We start from the raw sequence: 12,821 nt of genomic DNA on the forward strand, positions 1-12,821 counted from the left end.
TATTAACTAATTTTATTGATGATTTACTTTAAGAGTTACGTTGTTAAACGCAGAGTAACCATATGCGGATATATACCATGTGCCCGCTTTAGGGTTACTAATTACACATGATTCGTTTGAAGTATCTGGGTTTTCTGATGCGCAGTCGTTATCTAGCGGCCAAGGCGCAATACCATGCTTTAGATATAAATCTGCATCACCCGTACCGCCAGACAGAGTGACATTTAACCGTGATGTACCGGCCGGAACATCATAAGTGAATACTTTATCTTCATTTTTAGCGCCACTAATAACTTTAACCAAGCCGCCATCATCACCATCTAGCTTGGCGTATACCAACTTGTTAGGTGAACCTTTTACGTCACCGATCACATTTGGCGTTGCACCAGAAGACAAAGCGTTGTCTATTTGAGCTGGACTTAATGAAGGGTCATTAGCTAACTGCAAAGCAGCAACACCAGCTACATGCGGTGCAGCCATTGATGTACCACTAATTGTACGGGTTGCGCTGTTTGATCCTATCCAAGCCGATTTTATCGAAGATCCAGGCCCAAATACGTCAATACACTTACCATAGTTTGAGAACCCTGAACGACGGTCACTCGAAGTAGAAGATGCAACCGTGATTGCCACTGGTGTGCTTGCAGGGGAACGCCCACAGGCATCAGAGTTTTCATTTCCCGCAGCAACAACAAATGCAATCCCTTTATTAACAGCACTCGTTACAGCGTTATTAACAGCTTGCGATTTACCACCGCCCAAACTCATATTAGCGACAGACGGTCCATTGGCATTGTTAGCAACCCAATCAATACCTGCAATAACACCTGCATAAGTACCTGAGCCTTGACAATTCAACACTCGAACGCCAACTAGGTTTACATTTTTTGCCACACCATAAACAGAGCCACCGATTGTGCCAGCAACGTGCGTTCCATGACCATTACAATCAGATGCATTACCATCATTATCAACGAAGTCATACCCACTGCTGGCACGACCACCAAATTCAGCATGACTATTCAATATACCAGTATCGATAACATATGCGGTCACACCTGAACCTTGGTTTGGCGCTTCATATTTGTTATTTAATGGTAAAGCTCTTTGGTCAATACGATCTAAACCCCAAACAGGGTTATTTTGTAACATCGAAAAATCTGACTTAATTGGCTGTACAGAAACAACCGCATTTTGCTCTACAAAATCAACATCAGGGTGGGCTAGCAATTTAACTAATTGGTCTGGATTGGCGATAACTGACACACCAGATAAACTTGCTGAATATTCGCGTTGGACTTCAACGCCTATTTCAGCGCTGAGTCTATCGGTAACTTTGGCTGTAAATTCTGACTTTGCTTGTTTATCACTGTTAATAACCACTTGTGGCACTTTATAAACAACAATATAACTCTGTTCAATCGCCTTAGTTCCTTCAGCATTGCTATAAAACTCCGCTGCTTGAGCAGAAAACACGGTACCTGTTAGCAGGCTCAGCGCGATAGGCGTAAGTTTCCATTTATTCATGATTTATCCTTATTGTGATTGTTAGATATATGTTAATTACACCCCTCCGAACAAATAGTAATAATCGCTACTACAAACTTCAGAGACAATCCACATGCTCCCTAAATGAGGTGCAATAAAATCCTGACAGATAAAAAAATAAAAATAAACATAAAACAAACAAAAAAATAACACTGTTTTTATTTAATTAATAAATTCAACATAATAAAGTAAGAATTTTTTCACCATAACATCCTTTTTTCCTAGGTAAAAAATAGTAAAAGCCAATAACCCAGCAAATTAAAGCCATAATAAGCATTAATGTGTAAAACAAACCAATTTAAGTATCGAAATAATATAAAGATCGATATAGGGACATTGTTGAATAATTTATTATTTAGACCACTTGCTGTATTTTGAAGACATATAGATGTGAGTACTTAATTGCAGGCTAGAGCATTCATTTTTATCAGTCATACAAGTGCACTTTGCCCATCAGCCGTAACGCAATAAGCAAAAACAGGTGTTGCTAGTTTGTAAGTTACTAAAAATGGCTGTTGGAATACGTTATGGTCCGCTATCATAACGCTGATACTTCGTCACAAGTTCTGTGCAAAGCACAAAAGATTTACGCTTAATTTTAAGGTCATTTAGCATAACAAAAATGTCAAAAGGGTAACTTGGTCGTATGCTTCTCACGTTTATTTCGAGGAGGCTCCACACCCGCTTTGCTTCTTGTATCCATTGTTACTCTACTAACCAACTGACACCTTACTCAGTTCAAGGAATTTATCGCTATGTCATTTAGCTCTTTAGGCTTGTGCACCGAGTTGCTCACAGCTATTTCTGCACAAGGCTATACAACCCCGTCACCAATACAACAAAAAGCAATTCCTGCAGTACTTAATTTGAGTGACGTTATGGCAGTAGCACAAACTGGCACGGGGAAAACCGCTGGATTCACGTTACCCGTTATACAACGCTTATCTGATGGCTCCCCAGTGCAAGCAAATCATGTCCGTGCGTTGATCATTACCCCAACCCGTGAGCTTGCCGCACAAGTCGCCAATAGTGTCGAGAATTACAGTAGCCACATGAATTTGCGTTCTACAGCGGTATTTGGTGGGGTCAGGATTGAACCTCAAATGGCTGCTCTTCAAGCTGGGTTAGACATCCTTGTTGCCACACCTGGCCGTTTGATTGATTTATACAACCAAAAAGCCATTAATTTTGCACAACTCGAAGTATTGGTATTAGATGAAGCTGACCGTATGTTAGATTTAGGGTTCATTGAAGACATTTCGCACATTGTTTCTTTATTGCCAAAAAAGCGGCAAACTCTGATGTTTTCCGCCACCTTTTCACAAGAAATCAAAACACTCGCTAGTAGCATGTTAAATGACCCCCAACTTATTGAAGTAAGTGTTGTAAATAGCACCATAGATACAATTCGGCAAAAGGTACACCCTGTCGATAAAGCACGAAAAAGTGAAATACTGATCCACCTGATAAAAACGAACAACTGGCGTCAAGTCTTAGTTTTTAGTCGCACCAAAAAAGGCGCTGATGAGTTAGTCTCGCAATTAGAACATGCGAACATTCCCGCCGCATCTATTCATGCAAATAGAACACAACATGCTCGAACTCATGCATTACAGGGGTTTAAAAGCGGTAAAATTAAAGCCCTAGTCGCGACCGATATTGCCTCTCGTGGCATTGATATTGACCAACTTCCTTGCGTCATTAATTTTGAGGTCCCTGATATTGCTGAAGACTATGTACATCGTATCGGCCGTACTGGTCGTGCGGGCACCAAAGGGCTCGCGATTTCATTGGTGAGTACCAGTGAAACAAAACAACTACTCGCCATTGAACGTATGATTAATCGAACATTTAGCCAAGAAGTTATTCCTGGGTTTGCACCCACTAAAAAAGCCACCGTCGTCAAATATGACGATGATGAATATGGTAATTTCGAAGCTGACCCTACGCCTCGCCGCAATGGTAAATTTTCAGGCCGTAAGAGCCACTCAAAAACCACATCGAGCCATAAGCGCAGAAAATAACACTCCGTTATTCTATAAGCTTTAATGTATTCAACGTCCTTCCAAACCTTATAGTAAATAGTGTTAATGTCACTTTCATAAACTCATATTGGCTTACACCAGTATGGGTTTATTGTACCTAAATCGTCTTTTATCTCACTCCTACTGAGCGCTTATTACACATTGTTAAAAATCTCTTCTTCAGCCCTTCATCTTTTTCTTCTTAAGATAAAAACTAATTAATTAGTTGATAATCTTTTAGGCTATCGCTATAGTACTTAAAACTAATTAATTAGTAGGAAACAAAATGGCCCGCAAAAAATCAACCCAGCTTACCGACAGTGAGCAAAGCATCATGGAAATTCTGTGGCACAAAGAGCAAGCCTCAGTACGTGAAATCACTGCAGCACTCAGTGAAGAAAAAGCAACCGCTTATACGACTGTACAAACCATGTGTAAAATCTTAGCAGACAAAGGTTATGTCGACTTTCGAAAAGAAGGAAAGGCATTTATCTATACACCTAAAATTACTCAAAAAGAAGCAAGGAAGGGTGCTCTGACATCCTTGTTAAACAAGTTTTTTGGGGGCTCGCCTGAAGTACTCGCTCAGCATTTAATACAGGAAACTGATATCGAATTAGATGATTTGGCCGAGTTACAAAAACATATTGATCGCGCCGACGATTAATCCGCTTTTCGTTCAATTTACAGCTAATCAAAGGACTTTCAGATGATAGCGCAATATACTCTATTAACCACGTTAGCGTTGCACCACGTTATCATTGGTAGCGTGTTAATCTGCATTTTATTCATACTAAATAAAGTATTGCGCTCTAGCGCAGAAATGCGCAGTTGGGTATTAATGAGTGCTTTTATTACTTCCACCATTGTGCCTATTACTTTACTGTCCACCAGCTCATTATTTGACAACAAAATTATCGATGAACACTCAACCATAAATGCAGACCCTAACCCTATCACTCTTTTACACAATTACGACGTCACGGTGCCAACAAGTACTCATCAATCACTGTGGCATATGCCCAGTGAGATTGTCTTTCAATTCAGTACGATACTAACGTTATTGGTCTGTGTGTGGCTAGTGGGATGTATATGGCGCAGCGTTTCGGTATTACAGTCTTTTATACGCACGCGTCGATTGCTCAAAACATGTCAAGGCACCGAACATGCTCACGTGTGTAACTTAATCACCAACACGCGGGTTAAACTCTACAGCTCAAAACAAGCTGCTTCACCTATGGTTGTGGGCTTAATAAAGCCAAAAATCATTATCCCTAAAAACATTGTGACTCAATTATCAACTGAGCAGCTCACCCCTATCATTTTACATGAGCTAGCACATATTCAACGTAATGATATATGGTTTAACTATCTTCAAGAGTTTATTGCCATCGCTTTTTGGTGGAGTCCTGTCATTCGCATATTAAACAATCGCATTCACATTGACCGAGAGCTAGCGTGTGATTTACGTGCGGTAAAGCAACTCAATAACAACAAACAATATGCACAATCTCTGATTGATTGCGCAAAATTAATGATAACCCAAAACAGGAGCGTATTAGCTATGGGATTATTTAACCAAAAAAAAGAACTCAACAACCGTGTTACTGCTGTACTTCAAAGTAAAAAAATGAAGATACCTAACATCATCAGTATTTTAGCGGTTTGCTTTGTTGTATCAGCATCAACCATTAAGGTATCACAAGCATTTGTCCCGCAGGTGAGTATTAGTGATACGCGACAAAACGCCTTACATTATTCATTGCTGCCCCCGACCGAAGGTGAGCAATTAATTGCGGCCGTTATGCGCAACGATATTACACAAATTCAACACCTACAAAATCAAGGCGTTGATATTAACATTCCTGCGATTGGTGATGGTACGGCACTCATTATTGCCGTGAAGCAAAACAATGAAGCAATGGTGCAAGCATTAATTAAATTAGGTGCCAACGTAGATCAATCATCAAATGGCGACGGCAACCCTCTCATTAATGCAGCGATGACCAACAACCTTCATCTTGCTCAACTCTTAATTGATAACGGTGCAAATATCAATGCCGTTGTACGACGCGACGAAACGCCTTTAATTAATGCCACTCGAAGAGGTTTTTTTGAAATGACTCGCTTACTCGTTAGCCAAGGTGCCGATGTGAACTTATCCGTTAATACGGGTATGTCCGATGGGAATAAAATCCGAAGCCCATTGAATATGTCTCGTGATCAAAAGATCACTGATTACCTGATTGACCAAGGTGCCATCAAATAACGAGAGACGTTATTTTACCATTAGCATATACCCAGTATGTCACTCAAATACTGAGCTGACTTAGCACCCAATTAAACCTAAAGACGAGAATTCTTTTCCTAACTTATGCTTGGGTTCAGCAGACTCGTCTCTAAAAAAAGAGACTCGTATGTATTTCCTCTTAAATAGTCTTAACCAGATGCAACAAAATGGAGGTCTGTATGATTTTTAACACTCCGTTATTTTTCTGGTTTTTTTGTATTTTCATCTTATTTTATGGCTTTGTGTTTTTAAAACAAACCCCCAAACTTTATTGTCTTCTTATTAGCAGTTTAGTTTTTTACGGCGCATGGAATTATAGCTTCATCCCTTTGCTCGTTGGTAGCGGTATTGCCGACTACTTCATTGCCCAAGCTATGGCTAATTCGCTTGACAAAAAAAATAAAAAACGCTGGCTAATGCTTTCAGTGACCATTAATTTGGGCATTTTAGCGGTCTTCAAATATGCTGATTTTGCCATCGAATCTGTCGCTGCACTCTTATCCAGTATTGGCTACAACGCATCATTGGAAACACTGTCATGGGTGCTCCCTGTTGGTATTTCTTTCTATACTTTCCAAAGCTTAAGTTACACTATTGATGTGTATCGAGGGGACTTAAAACCGCGTAAAGGCTTAGTTGAGTTCATCGCTGCTTTATCATTTTTTCCACAACTCGTTGCAGGTCCAATCCTCAGAGCTAAGCATATCTTGCCACAAATGCACAAAATTTCTCTGCCCAAATGGGACGAAGCAAAGCATGGTTTTTTGCTCATCACTGTTGGCTTAATTAAAAAAACTGGGGCTGACATTCTCGCAATCCCCGCAGACAAAGCATTTGCTGCCCAGGAATCTTTAAGCACACTAGAGATGTGGACCGGAGTACTTGCCTTTGCGGGGCAGATTTACGGTGACTTCTCAGGCTATACCGATATGGCAATTGGCCTTGCCATCTTACTCGGTTTTAACATCCCCCTTAATTTTAGGGTGCCTTACTTTGCCCTTTCGCCTGTGGATTTTTGGCGACGCTGGCATATTTCGTTATCAAGTTGGCTCAAAGATTACTTATATATTTCTCTGGGTGGTAACCGATATAACCAACGCACTCGCAATATATTTATCACCATGTTGCTTGGTGGTTTATGGCATGGAGCAGCGTGGACTTTCTTGGCATGGGGCGCATTTCATGGCGCAATTATTACCTTAACCCATTACTTAGCCAGCCAACCTTTATTCACTCGCTTTAATCACAGTAATCGGTTAACGACTCGTTTGGTTAAATGGGCCGTCACTTTTTACTTAATTCTACTTGGTTGGGTATTTTTTAGGGCGCCTGATATGCACAGTGCCGTCACCATTATTGGTAATTTACACACCATCGGTAGTGCAACGGAACTTGGCGCACATGCGTGGCTTATTTTCGCACTAACCGCGGTATGGGTTTTACTGGTTCATGTTATGGACCACTATGTTATTAAATCAGCTAACAAATTAGAGAACAAGAACGGGCTATTTTGGTTTGTTATCATTGTGGGTCAAGCCCTGTGTTTATTAATAGGAGAACCGAGTAATGAATTTATCTACTTCCAATTCTGATCAAGATAACTCAAACATCGGCACACCCGTACAAAGCCGACGTGTTTTTATGAAAATAACCTTAGCTATCACGTTAGTTATGGTAACAGCTATGGGGTTAGTACGCGTATTACTGGATGCTAACGGCGCAAATCAACAAGGAATTTTAGGCCGAGTATTACAGGCAAAAGCAGCCCTTCCAAACATTATTGCCGAGCCAAATGATCTCGTTATGTTTTATGGCTCCTCTATGGTAAGAGCTGGCTTCTCGCCCCGAAAGTTTGACCGTGATTTAAAAAATATGGGGAAAAACATCACTTCTTTTAATTTTGGCTTTGGCGGCTTAAACCCCTATTACCAAGATTTACTTTCAAGACGTATTGCTGAACAATTTGTCACTAAAAATAGGCAATTAAAACTGGCACTCATTGAGTTTAACCCCTTTCAAGCTACGACTACTCGATGGGAGCGAGCTCAATTTACTGTTGACTCCTACATTACAATGCTGGCCAACAATGATGAGCTATGGCGCATATTACGTGAGGATCTAACTCGTGGGGTGCATTTATACAACATTAAGTATATTCGTAATCATGTCTCTGCTGAGATGATCACCAGCTACTATGCGCGAGAAATATTTCCACCATTTAGAAGAGATGTTTTTCAAGATAATGAGAAAGTTACCCTAGAACGTCGCAAATTAGGTCGTGAGTTAAATACATTATTTAAGAAAGAATATCCTAATTACCAAGGTGAAGAGTGGTATTACCCCTGGCAAGGCGCTGGCACTATTCCTGAAGAGCGTGCAGCCCACACTCTTGAAGTATTTGATAAGTATTATGCAGTTACACAAACTGACGCCCAGATGAAAAATGACCGGCTCAGTCGTATTCGTACCACTGACATTGAAGACATGCATTTTGAGCCGCGCTTAATTACAAGCTTTATTAACATTGTGAAAAACTTTCAGCGTTTTTCAAATACTGTTGAGGTGGTCATGCTGCCAAAAAACAGTCGTTATATTACTTATTCAGCAGCAGGCAAACAACGCTTAGTTCAAGCAATTCAGCAAATAGAACAGGCTACTGGTATTACAATCAAAAATCATCAAGATATTAACGCGGTCACACCTGATATGTTCAGAGACACCACACACCTATCCCGTTACCGTGGTGATATTGCCTATACAGACTTTTTAGTGAAGGAATATGCCAAGAGTCTATAATCTAATTAAAAAGAGACTCACTCAAGTGAGTCAGTCTCTTAGCCGCCTTTAAAATACCTTTCCCATGAGCGAAGGTAATAGCCCTCATTTATTTATCTGTGTTTGTTAAACCATCACAAATCATGACTGATCGTAGTACTTCTATTATTTACCGTAAAAATTCAATTCATATATATTACAATGATAAATGCTTGAGGCTATCAGTACTGAACTCCAATTTACTGCCTTTAAATATTTTAAATCTATCTGAAAAAAATCGTACATGCCCTTTTTTTCTTTCGATAAATAAAGGTACTTCTATGCCTAAACAAGACACTGCATCAGCAAATTGTTTTCGAGCTCGATGGATTTGGATATTGACATGATTCTCACCCATGCCGAGATCTCTCGATAACCTTTCAATTGACACCCATCCTTGTAAAATGCCTTTTTTCTCCATATCCGCCTTATACCTTACAAGTAAAGCTGATAAATAATGGTGACTGCGAACATCCAAATCAATAACCTCTTCATCACAGTATACTTTGAGTTCTGTCATTTCTTCATCTTGGCTTATTTGAAAAACAAAACTCAAACTTTTCCCTGACTCATCACTTATATCAACTGTCTCTTCGGTGCTCCTATTAACTATTTGCAACAATTGCCAACTCGTACTACCAATGTTGAGCTGCTCACCATCCCTGATTGGCCGACTTTGCATATCAGCAATATTTTCACACCACCATTGCTTAGCGACATTATCATAATAAATAACAACATCGGGGCTCTCTTGTGACGGTAATAGATGATATTGGTGTAAAAACAACTCTTCATCTACTGTATTCGTTTGCTCAATTTCATCGTAAAACGGAATTAAAACATCCTGTGGGCTGCTTAAATTTGCGACCTTAAACGTCGCGCCGGAAACATTGGCTAAACAGACTGTATCATTGAGTTGCAATTGCTGTGGTTGCTTAGAGTTAATCTTGAGATCATTTATCCATACGCCATTCTTACTCACATCTCGAATCCACCACTTTTCATCAAGCCATTCAATAATCGCATGCATTCTTGATATCTCAGGATGATCTACACAGCTATCAACTGACTGATGCAGCCGGCCTATACAGTGAAATGCTTTTAAATACAGCTTAGTACTATCCAGATTTGATAACAAATACGCCATAGCCCCCCCTTTGAAAATAGAAAGTATTCAATAAAAAAACAAAGCCTTATCATTTAAATTGCTCTTAACAAGCTGCCAGCCAACATCACAATAATCCAATCATAACTTGGAAATTAAATCTCTAAGCCATACTCAAAACTCTGAAAATATCAATAGAGGCGTCGGTTACACCAAATGTCACACAGCTCGTTTTGGCGGTCGAGGATATTATTACCCCAAACCGATAATGTCCATGTGTTTTCGATATTACCAATATGTATTGATATAGATATTGCTTGCACAGTTACGCCTTACCTTACACTCGTATTCAATCCATCATAAATATAATAAGCATGCTAGATAAACATTCGCTCACTATGTCAACTTTAACCTTAATGTGTATTAGCTCACATTCTCACGCAATGTTTTGGAGCTTATGCTCTGACGGTATTAATAGAAGTGCCATGACAATTGAAGAAACACTATCAAATCAACATATGAAATATTTATCTTTCAGCCTATTAGCGGGCAAGCGCTCAAATATGACGGTATACGGTACAAATGGCAAAAACACCATTCAAACCGGCGGCTGTCATGATTTAACTTTTGACGGCAACTCAAGTGACGCCATACCACCTGGCAGTGGCAATGACCGGATATCAAGGGGGATCAAACATAGCCACTGACCACGACGACCCAGTGCAGCACACGGCAACACTGCACGTAATAGCAATGACAAAGTATTTAATGCTTGGCAAAGCAACCTCAATTAAAATATTTACGACTTGCAGTGATTCGTACAACTCAGGTGCTGTATTCTCAGCTTCCAAATCATAGAGTAGCCCTCAGTCACTATAGCCTGTGTTGTAACTATAGGGCCTTCGATTCAACCGCATTCTATGATATTGGCTTACTCGTATTGACACAAAGCTAACAAACTTCGCGCCCTTTGCGTATTTAAGATGGGACAATATTTAAAAAGTCTCCACTACCCCACTATTTCATCACTGATGATTTCATTTGCAACGTTAACAGGTCAACATACTCAAACCTACTCCACTTTTTTTGCTAAATAAAATCCAAAAACGTCTCAAGTAAAGTCTTACCTACTTTAACCTCTCCGTAATGAAAAAATATAATAAATAAAATCAATACATTGAAAGTCTATTAAATTAAAGGGTCTTATCCAATTTATTTGGGCGTCAATGCTTTATCTTTTCGTTAAATTTATTCCGGTGTTAACGAGAATACGTTTTCACATCGATACAACATGGCCTCATTAACTGAGCGAATAAGCATAATTGATGAGTACTTTCTAAAGGAACGACAGGAATAATAGATATGACTAAGTTTACTAAATATACAGTTTTTGCAGGACTTGCTTTTGCATCACTTAATGCCAGTGCAGATCATTTAACACCCGATCAGCAAAGCAAATTAGATGCAATTTTAGGGTGTATGTCGCAATCCAATGACACCATCCATATACATGGCTGTAACTTGCAAATTGTAAATGGTTCTGGTGATACCAATACCGGTAACGGTACAGGTAACCTCATTATCGGGTATAACAATGGCGCAACGGCCCCTTCAGCCCCATCACCGCAGGCTAGCGGTTCACATAACCTCATTTTAGGACACGGCCATACTTATACAGGTAACGGCTCTTTTATCGCTGGCAGAAACAATTTCGTTTCAAGCGACTCAAGTTTTGCCACTGGTGCGTCGGGCACAATCGATCACGCTCATTACCAGCGAAGCACCATCGCAGGCGGTCTAGGTAACGTCGTTAAAGGCGCACTAAGCGGCATTGCTGGCGGGAATAATAATACAATTTCTGATTTTAGCTCTGCGCATATGGTGATACTAGGTGGCAACCATAATGAGGTAAGAGGTCAATACAGTACTATCTCTGGGGGTGTTCGCAATAAGGTGGTCAATGCATTACAAGCCAATATCCTAGGCGGTGAAGACAATGTTATTACCAAGCAGCAAGTGGTGATTGCCGGTGGTCGATTTAACTCAGCGTCAGCAGAAGCAGCTGTTGTACTGGGCGGGCAAAACAATGCAGCTGATGGATTTCAGTCTACCATCGCAGGTGGTGCTGACAGACAAACCACAGAATGGCAAGAATTCAGAGCTGGCCATTTTAACGCAAAAAACTAAACACCGTCACTGACCACATTAAAGGAAAATATCCATGACTACATTATCAAAATTAGCGGCTGTTATTACACTGTCAACCAGTTCAATGGCCGCCAATGCCGCCCTTACAGAAGCAGAGCAAACAGCCCTGATAGACATTCTTTCATGCTTAGACCGAGTGCATAACACATTGGTCGTTACAGGCTGTGATGTGCAAGTTGTCAACGGCTTACATGGCAACAATGAAACAAATAGTAAAGGCAATGTCATTTTAGGTTATAACCGAGCTGATAGCCCTTACGCGCAAAAAACCGGCTCTCATAACCTCGTCGTTGGTGATTTTCACCAATACACATCTGTTGGTTCAGTTGTCGCAGGCGATAGCAACAACGCACTTGCAGAATCAGTGACTGTCGCAGGCCGGTTCAACTCAGCTAAAGGCTTTCACAGCGCCGTTTGGGGAGGAGAATCAAATACCGCAGAAGGCCTCTTCTCTGTCATTTTAGCTGGCCAAGAAAACCACACGCCAGACCTGCATAACTTTGCCGTCATAGCTGGCGGTAAACGAAATACAGCGAGTAATTTCTTCTCAATGGTACTCGGAGGTGAGCAAAACATCGCAACCGGACAAAGCTCGGTCATTTTAGGCGGTACATTAAACAGCACAACTGGGCCAAGCTCTAGCATTACTGGTGGGATAAACAATAAAGCAACAGGCGAACTCAGTGCTATCTTAGGTGGAGAAGCGAACCAAGCTAATGGCTTCACATCGACCATTGGTGGTGGTCTAAAACGCGCAGTTCATGGCCGAGATAACTATCAAGCCGGTTATTTCTTTTCTGAAAAGTAATGCAACGAAACAAATAAAATTTAA

Annotated in this window: 10 protein-coding genes; 8 read left to right on the plus strand and 2 right to left on the minus strand. The window is 40.4% G+C overall.

Annotation, left to right across the window (positions count from 1 at the left end; translation table 11 throughout):
• Positions 1 to 12 precede the first annotated feature (12 nt).
• The gene (locus PAUR_RS13575; RefSeq protein WP_192508221.1) at positions 13 to 1,527 is read right to left on the minus strand and encodes a S8 family peptidase; all 1,515 of its coding nucleotides are present in this window, start codon (positions 1,525 to 1,527) and stop codon (positions 13 to 15) included.
• Between the two features lie 776 nt (positions 1,528 to 2,303).
• On the opposite strand from PAUR_RS13575, the gene PAUR_RS13580 reads away from it, so the two are divergent.
• The 5 genes from PAUR_RS13580 (at position 2,304) to PAUR_RS13600 (ending at position 8,658) form a co-directional block, all read left to right on the plus strand.
• Positions 2,304 to 3,572 (plus strand): DEAD/DEAH box helicase, encoded by a 1,269-nt coding sequence (locus PAUR_RS13580; protein ID WP_192508222.1) that lies wholly within the window; start codon positions 2,304 to 2,306, stop codon positions 3,570 to 3,572.
• Between the two features lie 286 nt (positions 3,573 to 3,858).
• Entirely contained in the window at positions 3,859 to 4,239 is a 381-nt protein-coding gene (locus PAUR_RS13585; RefSeq protein ID WP_192508223.1) for a BlaI/MecI/CopY family transcriptional regulator, read from the plus strand.
• A gap of 42 nt (positions 4,240 to 4,281) precedes the next feature.
• On the plus strand, positions 4,282 to 5,841 hold the full coding sequence (locus tag PAUR_RS13590) for a M56 family metallopeptidase (protein ID WP_192508224.1): 1,560 nt from the start codon (positions 4,282 to 4,284) through the stop codon (positions 5,839 to 5,841).
• 200 nt (positions 5,842 to 6,041) lie between these two features.
• Positions 6,042 to 7,454, plus strand: a complete 1,413-nt coding sequence (locus PAUR_RS13595; protein WP_192508225.1) for an MBOAT family O-acyltransferase — start codon at positions 6,042 to 6,044, stop codon at positions 7,452 to 7,454.
• Positions 7,429 to 8,658 (plus strand): hypothetical protein, encoded by a 1,230-nt coding sequence (locus tag PAUR_RS13600; protein ID WP_192508226.1) that lies wholly within the window; start codon positions 7,429 to 7,431, stop codon positions 8,656 to 8,658. The genes PAUR_RS13595 and PAUR_RS13600 overlap by 26 nt, the downstream gene beginning before the upstream one ends.
• 175 nt (positions 8,659 to 8,833) lie before the next feature.
• Here the strand turns inward: PAUR_RS13600 and PAUR_RS13605 are convergent, their stop codons facing one another.
• The gene (locus PAUR_RS13605; RefSeq protein ID WP_192508227.1) at positions 8,834 to 9,823 is read right to left on the minus strand and encodes an FHA domain-containing protein; all 990 of its coding nucleotides are present in this window, start codon (positions 9,821 to 9,823) and stop codon (positions 8,834 to 8,836) included.
• A gap of 443 nt (positions 9,824 to 10,266) precedes the next feature.
• Here PAUR_RS13605 and PAUR_RS13610 point away from each other — a divergent pair, with 443 nt between their 5' ends.
• From PAUR_RS13610 to PAUR_RS13620, 3 genes are all read left to right on the plus strand, one after another.
• Complete coding sequence (locus tag PAUR_RS13610; RefSeq protein ID WP_192508228.1) at positions 10,267 to 10,488, plus strand: hypothetical protein; 222 nt, start codon at positions 10,267 to 10,269, stop codon at positions 10,486 to 10,488.
• 655 nt (positions 10,489 to 11,143) lie between these two features.
• Positions 11,144 to 11,968, plus strand: coding sequence for a hypothetical protein (locus PAUR_RS13615; protein ID WP_192508229.1), 825 nt, complete (start codon positions 11,144 to 11,146; stop codon positions 11,966 to 11,968).
• Positions 11,969 to 12,002: 34 nt separating this feature from the next.
• The gene (locus tag PAUR_RS13620; protein ID WP_192508230.1) at positions 12,003 to 12,797 is read left to right on the plus strand and encodes a hypothetical protein; all 795 of its coding nucleotides are present in this window, start codon (positions 12,003 to 12,005) and stop codon (positions 12,795 to 12,797) included.
• Positions 12,798 to 12,821 lie beyond the last annotated feature (24 nt).

This window comes from Pseudoalteromonas aurantia 208, from assembly GCF_014858725.1.
In the GTDB taxonomy this organism is placed as follows: Bacteria; Pseudomonadota; Gammaproteobacteria; order Enterobacterales; family Alteromonadaceae; genus Pseudoalteromonas; species Pseudoalteromonas aurantia.